Annotated in this window: 16 protein-coding genes; 10 read left to right on the forward strand and 6 right to left on the reverse strand. The window is 38.7% G+C overall.

Translation table 11 applies throughout. The annotated features are described in order from the left end of the window. Complete coding sequence (locus H6F62_RS20990) at positions 1 to 255, reverse strand: zinc ribbon domain-containing protein (protein WP_347238709.1); 255 nt, start codon at positions 253 to 255, stop codon at positions 1 to 3. A 292-nt stretch (positions 256 to 547) separates the two neighbouring features. Between H6F62_RS20990 and H6F62_RS12310 the strand changes: the two genes are divergently transcribed. Both H6F62_RS12310 and dapF read left to right on the forward strand, forming a co-directional pair. After that, on the forward strand, positions 548 to 2,560 hold the full coding sequence (locus H6F62_RS12310; protein WP_137908919.1) for a cation:proton antiporter: 2,013 nt from the start codon (positions 548 to 550) through the stop codon (positions 2,558 to 2,560). Between the two features lie 145 nt (positions 2,561 to 2,705). Next, positions 2,706 to 3,545 (forward strand): diaminopimelate epimerase, encoded by an 840-nt coding sequence (dapF, locus tag H6F62_RS12315; protein ID WP_137908920.1) that lies wholly within the window; start codon positions 2,706 to 2,708, stop codon positions 3,543 to 3,545. A gap of 81 nt (positions 3,546 to 3,626) precedes the next feature. Here the strand turns inward: dapF and H6F62_RS12320 are convergent, their stop codons facing one another. Beyond that, positions 3,627 to 4,226: a Uma2 family endonuclease gene (locus tag H6F62_RS12320; RefSeq protein ID WP_190372170.1), complete on the reverse strand. Its 600-nt coding sequence runs from the start codon at positions 4,224 to 4,226 to the stop codon at positions 3,627 to 3,629. Between the two features lie 143 nt (positions 4,227 to 4,369). Between H6F62_RS12320 and H6F62_RS12325 the strand changes: the two genes are divergently transcribed. Then, complete coding sequence (locus H6F62_RS12325; protein WP_190372171.1) at positions 4,370 to 5,713, forward strand: histidine phosphatase family protein; 1,344 nt, start codon at positions 4,370 to 4,372, stop codon at positions 5,711 to 5,713. A 186-nt stretch (positions 5,714 to 5,899) separates the two neighbouring features. On the opposite strand, the gene H6F62_RS12330 is transcribed toward H6F62_RS12325, so the two are convergent. After that, positions 5,900 to 6,361, reverse strand: a complete 462-nt coding sequence (locus H6F62_RS12330) for a DUF29 domain-containing protein (protein WP_028090960.1) — start codon at positions 6,359 to 6,361, stop codon at positions 5,900 to 5,902. Between the two features lie 236 nt (positions 6,362 to 6,597). On the opposite strand from H6F62_RS12330, the gene H6F62_RS12335 reads away from it, so the two are divergent. From H6F62_RS12335 to H6F62_RS12360, 6 genes are all read left to right on the forward strand, one after another. After that, positions 6,598 to 7,869, forward strand: a complete 1,272-nt coding sequence (locus H6F62_RS12335; RefSeq protein ID WP_190372172.1) for a dihydroorotase — start codon at positions 6,598 to 6,600, stop codon at positions 7,867 to 7,869. Between the two features lie 70 nt (positions 7,870 to 7,939). After that, on the forward strand, positions 7,940 to 9,376 hold the full coding sequence (locus H6F62_RS12340) for an FAD-binding domain-containing protein (protein WP_190372173.1): 1,437 nt from the start codon (positions 7,940 to 7,942) through the stop codon (positions 9,374 to 9,376). Positions 9,377 to 9,588: 212 nt separating this feature from the next. After that, positions 9,589 to 9,906, forward strand: coding sequence for a 2Fe-2S iron-sulfur cluster-binding protein (locus H6F62_RS12345; RefSeq protein ID WP_190372174.1), 318 nt, complete (start codon positions 9,589 to 9,591; stop codon positions 9,904 to 9,906). Between the two features lie 66 nt (positions 9,907 to 9,972). Further along, a complete protein-coding gene (locus H6F62_RS12350; protein WP_190372175.1) occupies positions 9,973 to 10,143 on the forward strand; it encodes a hypothetical protein in 171 nt (56 codons plus the stop codon). 44 nt (positions 10,144 to 10,187) lie between these two features. Next, positions 10,188 to 11,210: a DUF3326 domain-containing protein gene (locus tag H6F62_RS12355; protein WP_137908932.1), complete on the forward strand. Its 1,023-nt coding sequence runs from the start codon at positions 10,188 to 10,190 to the stop codon at positions 11,208 to 11,210. 289 nt (positions 11,211 to 11,499) lie between these two features. Then, positions 11,500 to 12,081 carry a CPBP family intramembrane glutamic endopeptidase gene (locus H6F62_RS12360; RefSeq protein ID WP_137908924.1) on the forward strand — a complete coding sequence of 194 codons (582 nt, stop codon included), beginning with the start codon at positions 11,500 to 11,502 and terminating at the stop codon, positions 12,079 to 12,081. 144 nt (positions 12,082 to 12,225) lie between these two features. Here the strand turns inward: H6F62_RS12360 and H6F62_RS12365 are convergent, their stop codons facing one another. The 3 genes from H6F62_RS12365 to H6F62_RS12375 form a co-directional block, all read right to left on the reverse strand. Then, positions 12,226 to 12,699: a plasmid segregation centromere-binding protein ParR gene (locus H6F62_RS12365; RefSeq protein WP_137908925.1), complete on the reverse strand. Its 474-nt coding sequence runs from the start codon at positions 12,697 to 12,699 to the stop codon at positions 12,226 to 12,228. Positions 12,700 to 12,707: 8 nt separating this feature from the next. Further along, the gene (locus tag H6F62_RS12370; protein ID WP_190372176.1) at positions 12,708 to 13,847 is read right to left on the reverse strand and encodes a ParM/StbA family protein; all 1,140 of its coding nucleotides are present in this window, start codon (positions 13,845 to 13,847) and stop codon (positions 12,708 to 12,710) included. A 497-nt stretch (positions 13,848 to 14,344) separates the two neighbouring features. Beyond that, positions 14,345 to 15,448 (reverse strand): Gfo/Idh/MocA family oxidoreductase, encoded by a 1,104-nt coding sequence (locus tag H6F62_RS12375; RefSeq protein ID WP_137908927.1) that lies wholly within the window; start codon positions 15,446 to 15,448, stop codon positions 14,345 to 14,347. A gap of 574 nt (positions 15,449 to 16,022) precedes the next feature. Here H6F62_RS12375 and queC point away from each other — a divergent pair. After that, positions 16,023 to 16,703 (forward strand): 7-cyano-7-deazaguanine synthase QueC, encoded by a 681-nt coding sequence (gene queC, locus H6F62_RS12380; protein ID WP_137908928.1) that lies wholly within the window; start codon positions 16,023 to 16,025, stop codon positions 16,701 to 16,703. Positions 16,704 to 17,546: the final 843 nt, after the last annotated feature.

Here is a 17,546-nt window from a genome sequence, read left to right on the forward strand (position 1 = left end):
CTATAAAGGGACGGGGATTCTTGTTTCAATTGTTACCAAGTCTGGGTAGAGGGTCATCTCTCCACAAGCGTTAGAAGTTACGGTGCGCCCCACCGTACTTAGATCATAGCCAGTTTGTTTTAGTGCTTTAGTTAGGATGTTAATTGCAGCATTGTGGTCACGGTCAAGTATGCACCCACATTTACAAACATGAGTTCTAACTGATGGGGTATTACGGCGTTTTCTGATAAATTTCGTCTGTGGGGACTTGATCACTTTTGGGTGTTGACATACTCACCGACCTGAAGGTGCGATGATTCTTGACACTTCACTGGAACACGCCACAAGTGGTCTTATCGTCCCTCCATGTCCGTTTAAAGTCTCCCAATGCCATAAGGCGACTATAACCAAATTCTAACATAAAGCCGTCCTAAAAGGACGGGGCTTGTATCCCAGATTTTTGGTCAGTCCAAATTTTTTTTGTGATTGTATCCCAACTTGCGCCGCAAAGGGACAAAACTTTGTATGCTGAATCTATATAGTTGTTGATAATTTTTGATTTAAAAAGGTGCAAGAAGATTTTCGCTTAATTGTTGATTTGGTTTCGGTGTTTGCTGTCGCAGCTTGCGGTGGTCTATTAGCAGCACTTTTAAAGCAACCTGTGTTACTAGGATATATCATCGGTGGTATGGTTGTTGGACCTACTGGACTGGGATTAATTAAGGAAATTGTCCAGGTGGAAACTTTAGCCCAGTTTGGGGTGGCTTTTTTGTTGTTTGCTTTGGGTGTGGAATTTTCTTTGACGGAACTGAAGAAAGTTAAGGCGATCGCCCTGGGAGGTGGTACTTTACAAATTATCCTCACTATTCTCGTCACTGTGTTCGTGTGTGGTGTTACGGGAGCTTGGGGAACTTTACCTGCTAAAGGTGTGTTTCTGGGTTCGATTTTGTCTTTGTCTTCCACTGCTGTAGTCCTCAAATGTCTCATGGAACGCAATGAAACGGAAACACCCCACGGACAGGTAATGTTGGGGATTCTTGTCGTCCAGGATTTGGCTTTAGGATTAATGTTAGCTGTATTACCTGCTCTCCATCAACCAGGAGAAGCTATTGGTGTGGCTGTGGTTATGGCTTTGGTGAAGATTGGTTTATTTGCGGCTGGCGCTTATGCGGCGGGAATTTGGTTAATTCCACGGTTATTAAGGTTATTAGCTGGTACGGAAAGTAAGGAGTTATTTTTATTAGGTGTGGTAACAATCTGTTTGGGAATTGCGCTCTTAACAGAATATTTAGGGTTATCCATTGAAATGGGCGCATTTGTCGCTGGTTTGATGATTTCTGAGGTAGAATATGCTGATGAAACTTTAACTATTGTTGAACCTTTACGCGATATATTTGCTAGTTTGTTTTTTGCAGCCATTGGGATGTTGATTGACCCGGTATTTTTGTGGCAAAATCTGGAGTTAATTCTCGGATTAGTGGCTTTGGTTTTTGTAGGTAAGTTTTTAATTATTACTCCTTTAGTCAGGCTATTTCGCTACCCTTTAAAAACTGCTTTAATTGCTGGTTTGGGACTAGCTCAAATTGGGGAATTTTCCTTTGTTCTCGCTAGTGAAGGACAAGCTTTGGGTTTGGTTTCTCGGCGCATATATTTACTAATTTTGGGAACTACGGCTGTTACTTTAATGTTAACTCCCTTTATCCTGCGATTATTACCTTTTTTATTCGATTTTGCCGAATCTATTCCTTGGCTTAAACCCTATTTAGTCAATGATCAAGCTCTTGATTTATCGGCAGATTTACCACAGAAGAATCATATAGTAGTTTGTGGTTATGGCCGCATTGGTCAGAATTTGGTGAAGTTGTTACAGCAATATCAATTACCTGTGGTGGTTATTGACCAATCGGAAAGTCGTATTCAGCAGTTACGGGAAGCGGGTATACCCTATGTTTATGGTAATTCTGTCAGTCTTCATGTATTAGAAACTGCTGGAGTAAGTCACGCTCAAGGTATGGCCATTGCTCTTCCAGATCCGGCAAGTATTCGGCTGTGTTTAAAACGGGCTTTAGAACTATGTCCAGAATTAGATACAGTTGTCCGTGCTACTCAAGATAAAAATATTGAAGTTCTTTATCAATTGGGAGCAAAGGAAGTAATACAACCTGAATTTGAAGCTAGTTTAGAAATGGCAAATCATCTATTAATTGCGGTTGGTTTGTTGCCAGATTTGGTACAACAGAAAATCCAGGAAATTCGCCAAAATCATTATTTAGATTTACGTCCTGAACGTTCTGCTGCTGAAGTTTCTCAGTATTTACAAAAGGTGACTCGTGATCTGAATCGTCGTTGGTATGATTTACCAGCAAATTCTCCCTTAATTGGGATGACTTTAGAAGAAGTGAATATGCGTTATTTAACTGGAGTCAGTTTAATGGCTATTCGTCGTGCTGATGGTGAAGAAATCGATTATCCTAATCATCAAACTACATTTCTTTTAGGCGATCGCTTGTTGGTGGTAGGATCAAACCAGGAACTTAATGCTTTAATCGCCTTTGCTGAGGGGAAAATCACTATTAAATAGAAAGGATTTTGACGAATGCTGGGTAGTCCTATATCAAATTGATTGGCTGTCATATATTCGTAATCATTAAAATTATCACATCAACTGACAATTGACAAAATACTGCATAAAATTAATGAATCTTTGACTTATCAAAAAACAACAAATGGCCATCGAATTTACTAAGTATCACGGACTCGGTAATGATTTTATTCTCATTGATAACCGTTCCTCATTAACACCAGTATTGACACCAGAGAAAGCGGTACAGTGGTGCGATCGCCATTTTGGTATCGGTGCAGATGGTGTTATTTTTGCCCTTCCTGGACAAAATGGCACGGACTACACTATGCGGATTTTTAACTCCGATGGTTCAGAACCAGAAATGTGTGGGAATGGGATTCGCTGTTTAGCGGTATTTTTGACAGAATTAGAAGGCATTAACCGTACCAAAGATAAATATAGTATTCATACCTTAGCAGGTGTGATTGTACCCCAACTCACAGATGATGGTCAAGTAAAAGTAGATATGGGTGAACCGCGATTATTAGCAGAGGAAATTCCTACTAATTTAGCATCTAGTGGGCTTCAAGTCATTAATCATCCCTTAGAAGTAGCCGGGAAAACTTGGGATGTTACCTGTGTCAGCATGGGCAACCCTCACTGTATCACCTTTGTAGAAGATGTTGCAGCAGTTGATTTAGAAAGCATTGGTTCCCAATTTGAAAATCATCCGGTATTTCCTAAGAAAACCAATACGGAATTTATTGAAGTCGTCAATCGCAACTACTTGAAAATGCGCGTTTGGGAGCGGGGTGCGGGAATTACCCTCGCTTGTGGCACCGGTGCTTGTGCGTCCTTAGTAGCAGGAGTATTGAATGATAAATGCGATCGCACTGCTATGATTGAATTACCCGGTGGGACTTTAGAAATCGAATGGTCAGAAATTGACAACCGGATTTACATGACAGGACCTGCAGAACGGGTATTTACAGGTAAATATTAAATTGAGCCTGTTTTGAGTTCTAAATAATATAAGCGATTGTCTACAGAATTATTGTAGGCGATCTGCTTGCAGCAGCTGTATCTAAAAAGACAATTCTTGAAATAACTCTATCAAAGGAAGATTAAAATTAGGAATAACATTTTCTCCATCAAGACTATCTTCCAATTGCAAAAGCTGTGATGGCTTAGGTTTGCGGTAAATCAATACACATTCTTCGTCTGGCAATATTACCCATGCTAAACGAGTTCCATTTTCAAAATACTCTACTAATTTATGATGAATTTCTTCAAAAGTGTTATTAGGAGAAATAATTTCTACAGCTAAATCAGGAGCGCCATCAAAAAAACCCTTGGGTAATCGCTTTAAACCTTGTAACCTTTCTTTAGAAATAAAGGCCAGATCAGGCGATCTTTTGTTACCAGTTTTCATTTTAAAAGCAGTGCTAGAATCACAAGTTATACCGAGCTTATGATTACGTACAAAACCTGTTAAAAAATATCCCAGAGTAAGAGCTAAGTAGCCATGTTCTACACCTGAATTTGCCACAATAATTAGCTCTCCATTCACATATTCATAAAGATTATCATTTTCCTTCAATAACATAAATTGCTCATCTGTCAAGGCCTGATGATTAGCTGAAGGCTGAATTAATTCTAAATTTGTGGTTGTAGTTTGGGTCATTAGATTTAACTCCACAGATGAAACTAATATCCTAATATCAATGATTATACAAAGTTTTCATCCTTTAATCCTGGATATCCTGATTCTGACTTCCTGGTACATTTTGTAGTAAAATTAGTGCTATTTAAGAGGAAAGTAAAAAAATGACCCGTGTGATCATCGTGCGTCATGGACAAAGTACCTACAATATAGAAAAACGTATTCAAGGGCGTACTGATGCGTCATCTTTAACCCCAAAGGGCTGTGATGATGCCAGTAAAGCAGGTAAAGCCCTCAGTAGTATTTCATTTCAAGCTATTTATAGTAGTCCCCTGCAACGGGCAAAATCAACAGCGGAAATTATCCGCAGTCAATTGGCTACACAAGCTCCCATAATTCAAATTGATGAACAATTGGTGGAAGTTGATTTACCGCTTTGGGCAGGAATGACGACGAGTGAGGTCAAAGAACAGTTAACAGCAGATTACCGCATCTGGAAGGAACTTCCCCATGAATTTCGCATGGTTTTACAGGAAAATTCCGAAACTAAAGAACATTTTCCAGTTTTAGCATTATATGCCCAAGCTAAACAATTTTGGCAAGAGATTCTCCCCCAGCACCAAGGTGAAACTATCCTCATTGTTGGTCATAATGGGATTAATCGCGCCTTAATTAGCACTGCTTTGGGCATTTCCCCCAGTCGTTACCATTGTTTACAACAGTCTAACTGCGGAATTAGTGTTTTAAATTTTGCTGGTGGTTTGGGTGAACCAGTACAGTTAGAATCTATGAATCAAACCCAACATCTGGGTGAAACCTTCCCTTCTTTGCGTCCCGGTCATCAAGGGGTAAGATTATTGTTGGTGCGTCATGGTGAAACTGAATGGAATCGTCAAGGTAAGTTTCAAGGACAAATTGATATTCCCCTCAATGATAATGGCAGAAATCAAGCCGCAAAAGCCGCAGAATTTCTCAAAGATGTGAATATTGATTTTGCGGTTAGTAGCACTATGTCCCGTCCCAAGGAAACGGCGGAAATTATTTTAAAATATCATCCTAGTTTAAACTTGCAACTGTTTGCCGGTTTAAGAGAAATTAGTCATGGACTGTGGGAAGGTAAATTTGAATCGGAAATTGAACGGGAATTTCCCGGGGAATTAGAAAAGTGGCGTACAATACCCGCAGAAGTACAGATGCCAGAAGGAGAAAACCTAGAACAGGTAAGAGAACGCAGTGTTAGTGATTGGAATACGATAATTAAAACCGCCGAATCTCAGCAATTACAACTAGGTTTGGTCGTCGCTCATGATGCGACTAATAAAACTCTATTGTGCCATATTCTCGGTTTATCAGGAGAAAATTTCTGGAATTTCCGTCAAGGTAATGGTGCTGTGAGTGTGATTGATTATCCTGCTGGTAGTCAAGGTTATCCGGTTCTGCAAGCAATGAATATTACTGGACATTTAAGTAATAGTGTACTGGATAAAACTGCCGCTGGGGCGTTATAGTTTGCGCTTGATAATTTGCGCTTGATAATTTGCGCTTGATAATTTGCTAAGTTGTTGGGGTAATTGATGAATTACCCTGACTCGTACTTTTGATTGATCTAGCTGTGCATAGATTTTAGGATTTACACAGGAGTTAGGAAAGAATAAATCATGTATCGCTAAACCGAAAAATGCAGCGTATTTTCACTAACTATAAAAATCTTCATCCAATATTTGCTCAACAGAAAATGGACAAATATCAGGATATTCACTTTCATCAGCAATACGCACTCCAAAAGCAGCAAATTTACTTTCTTTAATTGCTAATTTACGTCCTTGAGAATAGGCTTTATTTATAGCTTCTAAAAGAAAACTTTTGAGAGAAGGAGTATTTTCTAAATTGTTTAAAACTCGTTGACGATGTTCAATAACTGAGTGATACCAACTCATTTTCATACTATCTGGAGCATCTTGGACTTTTAGCTTTAGCAAATGAGCTAACAAGATCATAAGATTACTTGTAAGTGCATTTTTTTCCGATTTACCCAAATCATTTAATTCCTCAATTAGATATTCAATATCAAGGGCCTCAAATTGACGATTTTTAAGGTGTTGAATTGTTGATTCAATCCAACTTTGCAAATCTTGATCATGGAGAGGTTCAAGCATATCAGTGGAAATACAACAATTATTATAATGATAATTTCCATATTAACCTAAGTTATAAAAAATTGTGAATAAATGATGATTTCTGGCTAGAAGTCGGAAATGTGAATTATGAGGATATAGGTTACAAAAAACACCTATATTATATTTTAATACTGAAGTTATGGCTAAAACGTCTAATTTGCATGATCAAACAGTAGAATAGACAACGGTTAAAAGACTGATAAGTAATATTTTTCATGACAAAAGAACTATTAAAACAAGTAAGAGTAATCGATCCTTTCCAAAAAACTGACATAGTAGCCGATGTGTTAATTATTGATGGTTATATTCAAGATGTCGCCCCACAAATTACAAATTTTACTACAGATACGTCTGTCCGCGATTGTCGAGGTTTGGTTATCGGTCCTGGATTAGTTGATTTATATAGTCATTCCGGTGAACCTGGTTTTGAAGAACGAGAAACTTTAAGTTCTCTTTTACAAGCTGCTACTGTTGGTGGTTTTACTAGAATTTGCGTTTTACCTGATACATTACCAGTTATTGATCAACCTGCTTTGGTAACACAGTTACAACAATACCGAAATCGGGAAAAAGTCTCCCTCAGTCTTCACATCTGGGGAGCAATTACTTTAGATTTGGCAGGTAAACAATTAACAGAAGTATCAGATTTAACCGCTGCGGGAATTGTGGGTTTTACTGATGGTAAACCTTGGGAAAATTTGGGGATAGTTAGACGGGTTTTGGAGTATCTTCAACCTTTTGGTAAACCTGTGGCTTTTTGGCCTTGCGATCGCCATTTAGCAGCTAATGGTATGATCCGAGAAGGTGCAGAAGCCTTGCGTTTAGGTTTACCCCCGATGCCAGCTAGTGCGGAAACAACGGCTATTGCAGCTTTATTAGAATTAGTCGCAGATATCGGTACACCAGTCCATATTATGCGTGTTTCTACTGCCCGTAGCGTACAATTAATTGCTGAAGCTAAATCTAAAGGTGTGCCTATTACCGCTAGTACAACCTGGATGCACGTTTTACTTGATACAACGTCCATGAGAAGTTACCACACTGCCTTACATTTAGATCCGCCTTTGGGAAATTACCAAGATATGCTATGCTTACGGGAAGGTTTGCGAACAGGTATAATAGATGCGATCGCAATTGATCACGCAGCCTATACTTACGAGGAAAAAGTTCAAGCTTTTGCGGAATCGCCACCGGGAGCAATTGGGTTAGAATTGGCATTACCCCTATTATGGCAAAATCTTGTGGCTACTGGAGAATTTACACCTTTGGAATTATGGCGGGTTTTGAGTCATCAACCAGCGACTTGTTTACAACAGGAGGTTAAAGCCATTCAACCGGGTGAAAAAGCTGAATTGACATTATTTGATCCTCAGCAAATTTGGAACGTAAATCAGGCAAATCTCCAGACACTTTCTTTTAATACTCCTTGGTTTGGTGAAGAAATTATAGGTCGGGTTGTGCAAGTTTTTTGTGAAAATCTATTTTGATTTTTATTAACGAATCAAAGGAAAAACAGATTTTATCGGTTACTTTACAGGAACATATTTTTATTATTCAATGTCTGATTTAATTTTGTTTTGGCATCGTCGAGATTTACGTATTTCTGACCATACAGGACTAGCTGCGGCCAGAAAAAAAACTCCCAAGATTGTAGGTGTATTTTGTCTAGATCCTCAAATTCTTGAAGGTGATGATATTGCACCTGCTAGGGTAAAATATATGATTGGTTGTTTACAATCCCTTCAAGAAAGATACCGACAAGCAGGTAGTCAATTATTAATTTTGCAAAATGATCCCGTTGTGGCAATTCCTCAATTAGCAGTGGCTTTAAATGCTAAAGCAGTATTTTGGAATTGGGATGTTGAACCTTATTCACAAATTCGGGATTTAGCGGTAATTGATGTTTTAAAAACCGCAGGAATTGAGTTTCTTAACTATAATTGGGATCAGTTACTTCACTCTCCCACGGAAATATTTAGTGGTGGGAAAACTCCCTATACTGTTTATACTCCTTTCTGGAAAAATTGGTATAGTAAACCAAAATCTCAACCAGTTAAAACTTTAGAAAATCTGCAAAATCTCACAGCAGAAGAACAAGAAATAGCCGAAAAATCTGGAATAATCAATTTACCTACTGCCGAAGTTCTAGGTTTTATTTGGGATAGGGAATTAATCATTAATCCTGGAGAGTTAGCAGCACAAGAAAAATTAGAAAATTTTACCCATGATCCTATTAATGAATATCAAGAACAGCGCAATTTCCCCGCTATTGAGGGAACATCTCAATTAAGTGCTGCTTTGAAGTTCGGTGTTATTGGTATTAGAACTATTTGGCAAAGTACCATAGAAGCGTTAGCAAATAGTAATAGTGAGGAAGTAAATGCTAGTATCCAAACATGGCAAAAAGAACTAGCATGGAGGGAATTTTATCAACACGCTATGTACCATTTCCCCACATTAGCTAATGGTGCATATAGAGATAATTTTAAAACATTTCCCTGGCGAAATAACGAAACTTATTTTCAAGCTTGGTGTGAGGGTAAAACGGGTTATCCTATAGTTGATGCTGCTATGCGTCAATTAAATGAAACTGGTTGGATGCACAATAGATGTAGAATGATAGTTGCTAGTTTTTTGACTAAGGATTTAATAATTAATCCTCAATGGGGAGAAAAATATTTTATGCAGAAACTCATTGATGGTGATTTATCTGCTAATAATGGAGGTTGGCAATGGAGTGCTTCTAGTGGTATGGACCCCCAACCATTACGCATTTTTAATCCAGCTAGTCAAACCCAAAAATTCGACGCGGAAGCAGCTTATGTTCGTCAATGGATACCGGAATTACGTTCTTTAGATACGGCATATTTAGTAACTGGAAAAATTCCGCCTCTAGAATATCATCGCGTCAATTACCCTAAACCAATTGTTGATCATCAAAAACAGCAAGCTTTATTTAAGCAAATATATCAACAACAAAAAGCCGTTACTTAATTTCTTTGTCTGAATCAGGATTTCCATGATTTAAGGATGTACAGGATGTTATTTGTTGATAATATTATGTTCATCTGGATATTTCTGCTAATACTTGGTCTAAGATTTTTCATCTTTTCTAAAAAAAATAAATTTTCCCAAATTGGACAAAATTGCTATATATTGTTAAATACAATTAATTTTTTGTCCGTTCCCAAAAGCTGCTATTGTATATGTCCAAAACTTACACCGTAGAAATCAATCACGAAGGTAAAATATATACCCTGCAAGTTCCAGAAGGTGAAGCAGTCTTATCAGTAGCCGAAGCAGCGGGTTTGGAATTACCTGCTTCCTGTCATGCTGGTGTTTGTACAACCTGTGCTGGATTAATATTAGCAGGGTCTGTAGATCAAAGCGAGGGAATGGGTGTAAGTCCAGAACTGCAAAAACAAGGCTACGCGCTCCTGTGTGTTTCTAAGCCATTATCTGATGTGAAAATTGAAACAGGTAAGGAAGAAATAGTTTATGATAAGCAATTTGGAAAGGGGTAGATATAGTTGCCAATTACCATCAAGTCCTTCTATACTCAAGATTACCAATACAAAGGATTTAGAATAATGACAACTCATTTTATTACCGCTGAAATTGAATTACAAGAAACCCCCACTGAATTAGAAAAAGCTATTACAGCGGAATTACAAAAACAAGGTGAACCCCTACGTTGGGCTATTACCGCTATTGACGAAACCCAACAAACCGCAACTATAGAGGCTGTAGTTACTGTTTAGATTATTCTTCGCGTCTACCGCGAAATAAAGAACCTGTGATACCCATTCAAAAACCATACACGGTCATTTTAATTATACCCACTGGCATTGGGGCAGCAATTGGCGGTTATGCTGGTGACGCATTACCAGTAGCGAGAATTATATCACAGGTATGCGATCGCTTGATTACTCACCCCAATGTCATGAATGGTGCAAGCTTATACTGGAATATTCCCAACGCTTTCTATGTAGAAGGTTATGGTTTAGACAAATTTGCCGCTGGAGAATGGGGTTTACGTCCTGTTCGTAGCAATAGGGTAGGTTTACTCTTAGACCAGGGTATTGAGCCGGAATTAATGCTGCGACACTTGCAGGTAGCGGACGCAGCCAGGGCAACTTTAGGGTTAGATATTACAAATCATGTAATTACCGATGCAGATTTAAATGTAGAATTACGGATTTCTTCATCAGGGACAAGTTGGGGAACAATAGGTAATCCTGATAGTTTATTACGGGCTGCTGAAAAGTTAATTATACAGGAAAAAGCCCAAGCGATCGCAGTTGTTACCCGTTTCCCTGAAGACATGGACGAAACCGCGCTGCAAAACTATCGCCAAGGTCAAGGAGTAGACCCTCTAGCCGGTGCTGAAGCCGTCATTAGCCATTTATTAGTCCGTACCTTTAAAATTCCTTGCGCCCATGCTCCTGCCCTTTCTCCTGCCCCTACAGCCTCTAATTTATCACCTCGTGCTGCGGCTGAAGAACTAGGCTATACATTCTTACCTTGCGTTTTAGTTGGTTTAAGTAACGCTCCGCAATTTATAATTAATACAGAATCTTATCAGCCATTATCAACGGATCTGTGGGCAGGCCAGGTTGACGCTTTAATTATTCCTGACACATCCTGTGGAAGTAGTGCTTTATTGAGTTTAAGTCAAAGTCAATGTCAAATAATTACAGTTACGGAAAATAAAACCTTGTTACAGGTTTCTGCTCATAAGTTAAAAATTCCCAGCTTACAGGTAAACTCATATTTGGAAGCTGTAGGCTTATTAGTAGCGCATAAAGCAGGTATTAGGTTTAAATAATAAAAATCTAGTCAGATATAGTCAAATATTAATCATTTTTCGTTAATGATTGTCTAGGTTGGGTTTCGCTGTAGCTCTACCCAACCTACAATTATTCTGATTGAGCTAAAATGAAACTCCATAGAATACTTCTTCTAGAATAATTAACCGCAGATGAACGCAGATGAACGCAGATAAGCATGAATTAATTTAATTTAATTTATTTTATTTTATGTTTTATGACTTACGCAAAATATCTCTAAAACCTTCGGTTGTCAATTGCCCGTTACCATTATTTATTTAAATTCCTGTGGTTGAACAACAAAATCAAGAACCAGAAATTCCTTACTTAACACGCACCCAAGTTTTAGTAGCAATGGGTGTAACAGCGATTATTCTTTGGATAGTTGCTAAGTTATGGTTACATTGGAGCAATATCATCCTCTTCAAATGGCACTGGCACGAACAAGACTTATTATTAGGAATCGGTTTAGGTCTAATCATTACCATATTAAGTAGTTTAGCTTATCGCTTTCTCCCTAATTACCGTAAAAGTGCGGATTATTATCTAGAAATGGTTCTCAAACCTCTAGCAATGCCCGATTTAATCTGGCTAGGATTATTACCAGGTTTAAGTGAAGAATTATTATTTCGAGGTGTAATGTTACCAGCTTTGGGCGCGGATCATCTAGCTGTAATAGTATCTAGTCTTTGTTTTGGAGTCTTACACCTTAGTGGTCCTCAACAATGGCCTTATGTAATTTGGGCGACTCTCATTGGTGTAATTTTAGGTTATAGTGCTTTACTGAGTGGTAACTTGTTATTACCAATAGTTGCTCATATTGTGACAAATCTACTTTCTAGCTATTTATGGAAAATTAAAAATCCTTAGATACAAATGTCGGGATTTTTTTATTTTTTAATCTTTAAACGAAAGATCCCACCAATAATACTGAAGCAGCTTATTGGTGGAACTTACGGTAGTTTAGTTAAGAGTTGTTCTCAAAGTAAAAACAAGTAAAAATCTGGTCTTTTCTTAAAAATCATCAAGAAACTGACCAATACGACTGATTACAGGGTCTACCTCTTGAGGTTCAGGTTCAGGTTCATTATGTTCAGGTTCAGATTCAGGTTGAGGAGGAATATAAGTAGGTGGTTGCTGACTCAGAATGGTTGTTAACTTTGCAACTTGTTGAGTAAGTTGCAACATTTGACTTTCTATGGCATCCAAACGACGAGACTCCTTAACAAAAAAACGTTCCTCAAAACTAGCTATTTGCAATTGCATCTCACTGATTTTCTGTTCAATCGTGGTTATATTTGCTGTTTTAGAAGCTGGTTGTACAGATTCCGGTAAGAAAACTTTCCATAGGGCCTCTTTACATAGGTCACTGAAAGTTTTCTCTGGTTGCGCCTCTAAGTAGTTTTCCACCTGCGCTAACAAGCTCTCATCAGCAATTTCTGGATTGAACGTAACGGATTTAACTACCTTTTTTGACCATTGGAACATTAGTTTTATTATTTAGTAGGGCGAACAGCAGCGGATGCTTGCACTTCTCCGTAAATATATTGACCCAAAGCATTAGCTTGTCGAGAAGGTGCAGCCAAGTAAGCATTGATTTTAGCCTCTTTGAGTAGACGTTGGACATCTTCCCAGAAAAACTCTCCACCGCCACCTGTAATAATTACATCTGTGACCCGTTCTGGTAGCCAAGCTAACACACGAGCGCAAATTTCTCGTGAAAACTGCTCTATCAGGTTAGGGAGAAAATCATCTAGATTAGTAGGTTTACTAGCACCTTGAGGACGGTAAAAGCGATTGCCCTTGGATTTATTAACCGCAGAAATCAATGCTAAAGATTGACTATCAGCATTTTCTATTTCCGCAGCTACCAATTCATAAAACTTGCTCATCCCAAAGTCTTCACTCTTAGAAGCCCCTCTAGCAAACCGGAAATTGTCCACCATGAGCATATCAATGGTTTGGTGGCCAATATCTACAATCCCCACTGACATTTTCGTAAAATCGGGAACTCCTGTTCCTTTATTAGGTTGAGTTTCTGACCACAGCAAACTACCATATCCTTCAGGCATAATCCAGACTTTGCTAATCTTCAAAGATAAAGATTCACCTCGGAAATTCAATACATGAGGTCCTTCTACCAAACTAGTTAACTGTGCCTTTTCTTTTTCAAATTGTTCCAAAGACAAGAAGGGTAGACCCAGAACCACAGAAATTTCATCTTTAAGCTTAAAGTAGCCGGCACAGGACAAGACTTTGATCAGTGCGTCCTCAACCTTAGATTGGCCTACGCCAAGATTTGCGCCAAAATCTGCGGCTAATTGCCCTACAGCATAGCCACTACCTTGATACTCTAACCACAAATCCATCAGTGGGTCAGTTGCCTTAGCCTCAAACACACCGCCACGAATTTCAGCAACACTCATCTGCTTCACATTAGCAGGAATGAAGGCTACACTGCCCGGTTCACGGCTGACACAAGTCTTTGTGGAGGTTCTGCCTAAATCAACGCTGAGAATGGTTTTACCCCCAACATTAGTTGGCTTTAAAGAATTCATTGGTGTGGCTGCCGCTGGGCGGTTCATGGGAATGGCAGCGGCATTTATGGGATTAGCTGCGGAGGGTTGGTCTGTCATGAAAGCTCCTCTGTAAAAAGTTATCATGCTCATCTTACAAAAAGGTGAGCTACAAAAAATTTTAGATTGGGTTAAGTGTAACTAGAAATACGTCTAAATTGATAATGGGCAATAGTCAATTTTCGATGATTTAGCATTTTTTATGGCATTTATAACCAGATGTCAAGCTTTTATTCCCGATTTGCTGTTTTTACGCTTGTATTGAGTTGCCAAGAAATAAACAGTATAGTAGTCCTTTTAATTTCTAAAATTACCCGCAGAAGATTGTTTATATAACTCCGCTTTTGTGAGAGTGGGAGAAAAAACCGTTAATTCCCCCACTGCTAGTTGGGGCTAAATGGTTGATTTGACATACCTCCTCGTCTTTTTATGAGCGAGGATTCCTTGACACTTCACTGACCGGTGCTACCGAAAAGTAGTCTGATCCGGTCTGGAGTGTCCGTTTATAGTCTCCCAATGCCCTGTGGCGACTATACCTAGTTTACTATAAAGCCGTCCTAGAAGGACGGGGCTTGTATCCGATTTTTTTCGGTCAAAGATTGGACTCTCGATTCTGAAGACCATTCTAATGGATTCCAGACTCTTTCCTCTAAAGCCATTTGCTCAATTAAACTAGCCAATCGCAGAGCTTTGAGAGCTTGTTCACCACCAACAGAAGGTTGATTGCCACCACGGACACAGTTGATAAAATGCTCTAACTCCGCACTCAGAGGCTGAATATTAGTGGTATAAACCTTTTCGATTAAACCATCTTGTCTATATAGGACTTTTTGCTGATCGATCAGGGGGTTGACAGGGGTTTGCCTATGTACCAAAATTTCATTATTGAGAAAATCTGCTTCTGTAAATGAATTTTTACAATGGGCCACCAGACGGCGAATTTTTCGGTGGGTAACCTTGCTGGCTGTAAGAGTGGCAACAACTCCATTGGCAAAGCCCAAGGTCGCGGTTACATAATCTAAATAACCTGAGTCTAAGGAACGAGTTCCACTAGCCGTTAATTTCACCACTGGTGATGCGGCTAATTCTAGCAGTAAATCAATGTCATGGATCATTAAATCCAGCACTACGGAAACATCACTCCCCCGCGCTGAGTAAGGACTCATGCGGTGCGATTCTAAAGCCAAAACTTCCTCGGTTTTGAGGACTTGACTTAGTTCTCTAAATGCGGGATTAAATCGCTCAATGTGACCAACTTGTAAAATACACTGAGATTCGGCAGCAGCATTCACTAGAGACTCGGCCTCAGAAATACTAGCCGCTATTGGTTTCTCAATTAAAACATGAATTCCCGCTAATAAACAGTTGATGCCCACGGGATAATGTAGCCTTGTAGGTACTGCAACACAAATTGCGTCTACATGGGGTAATAGGTCGCAGTAATTTTCAAAAAAACGAGCTTTGTATTTACTGGCCGTTTCTAACCCACGTTCAACGTTAATATCGGAAACCCCTACTAGTTCCACATCTTTCATGGAACTGAGAACGCGGGTATGATGTTGTCCCATGTTACCAACCCCAATCACACCTATACGGATATGATGCGGCTGGCTGCGCTGTGAATATAGATTTGGTTCTGACACTGATCTGCTATTTTGCACTATTGTTCTCTCCTCAACCACCAAATTTAGAGACTCTAAGGTTTTTAACCTTTATCTTTATACTTAAATGCCCGGTTTTATTTGTCTTTAACCATCCAGATGGTAACATAGTGATTGTCTTTATGAAGAATTTTAAAGTTTAGGTTCAGTTCCCGTCATCTGGATTGTATTTTAGGTCAATGGTTATTAATTTCCCGGTTTTATTCATCTCCTCAAAAAATTATGTGTTTTTTTGTTGACTTGATAAATTCCCTAATTTCTCAGTGAAAATTCTCGGATATGCCGTTAATCAATTAACTAATCAAATAAATGTCTGCTCTTGATCACAGTAATTTTATTTTTCTTTTGTAAGTATCTTAACTTATAAATAAGTAGTGGAAATTTAGATTATAATTTGCTGGAGGGTCTATAAAATTTCTGTTCTCCTACCGGGGAATTTTTGTACATATTTAATTTTTTGATTGCATTTTATTGATTTTCTGATTTTTTGAATGGAATTTGTGAAGGAATGGGTAATTGATCAAATTCTCCTCTATTTTCCCTATTTCTTGTTCTCCCCATTGCTGATTTTGATATGAAAGCTGTAATTCTATTATCCGGTGGCTTAGATTCTTCGACGGTTCTTTACCAAGCAAAGGCGGATGGTTGTCAATGCTATGCTATTTCTTTTGATTACCAACAACGACATCGAAAAGAATTAAATTCTGCTTTAATGCTTGCTAATACAGTCGGTGTAATTGAACATCAAGTAGTTAATTTTGATTTACGGCAATGGGGTGGTTCTGCACTGACAGATGATAAGATTAATTTACCTCAAGAGCGATCGCTGGCTGAAATGGCTGATCATATCCCTACCACCTATGTTCCTGCCCGGAATACGATCTTTTTAAGTTTTGCTTTGGGTTATGCCGAAGCGATCGCAGCGGAACGAGTATATATTGGGGTTAATGCCCTAGATTACTCTGGCTACCCAGACTGTCGTCCTGATTATATCCAAGCTATCCAGGAAGTTTTTCGCTTAGGAACAAAACAAGGACGTTCTGGAAAACCAATTAAAATTATCGCCCCGTTAATTGACTTAAAAAAAACAGAAATCATCCAACTTGGTAATCAATTGGGAGTGCCTTGGCATCTTACTTGGTCTTGCTATGCTGGTAATGATATTGCCTGTGGTGTCTGTGATTCCTGTCAATTGCGGTTAGCGGCTTTTGCTGAATTGGGGTTAAAAGATCCTGTTCTCTATGCTGGTGGTTAGGGAATAAACGGCTTCCGCTCCGCAATTCAGATTTTATACAAAGATGTTTATAATTTGATTTAATCATTGTTGAAAAGGGGTAATTCATCAATTACCCCAGCAGAATTAGGTAGTATTTAAGCAAATAGGAAATCACCTGCAAACAGGTTTAAATTCCCATTTGTCTGATAGCGAAGCGTGGCGTTAGCCATATCAGGATGTCCAGTATGAAAGGATTTACAGGATGAGGAGGGGATTTTATGATTATGTCAATGATTTAAAATGGTGCGTTACTCTTAAATAATTTAATATAGTTCTTCCTTATCAATATCAGGATAACATATTTAAAATCCTTTGTCAATACCTGAAAATTAAATTTTTCGCGGTTTTTTTGCGTTAATTGTTGCTTTGTGGGGTAATGTCAGAATCAGGATATCCAGAATGAAAGGATGTACAGGATGAAGATGGGGATTTTCTGATGATGTCAATGATTTAAAATGCTGCGTTACGCTATTATATGGCGAACTGCTTGCAGCAGCGCTTCGCTATCGCTATGCTACACATAAAGTATTCACTAATGGTGCGTTACGAATACAGCTAACACACCCTACTATAAATAATTTAAGATAGTTCTTCCTTATCAAGATGATAATAACATTTTTAAAATCCTTTGTCAACACCTGAAAAGCAAATTTTTCGCGGTTTTTTGGCGTTAATTGTTGCTTTGTGGGGTGATGTCAGAATCAGGATATCCAGGATGAAAGGATGTACAGGATGAAGATGGGGATTTTCTGATGATGTCAATGATTTAAAATGGTGCGTTATGCTATTATATGGCGAACTGCTTGCAGCAGCGCTTCGCTA

Origin of the sequence: Anabaena sp. FACHB-1391 (assembly GCF_014696755.1) — a bacterium.
Taxonomy (GTDB): Bacteria; Cyanobacteriota; Cyanobacteriia; order Cyanobacteriales; family Nostocaceae; genus Dolichospermum; species Dolichospermum planctonicum.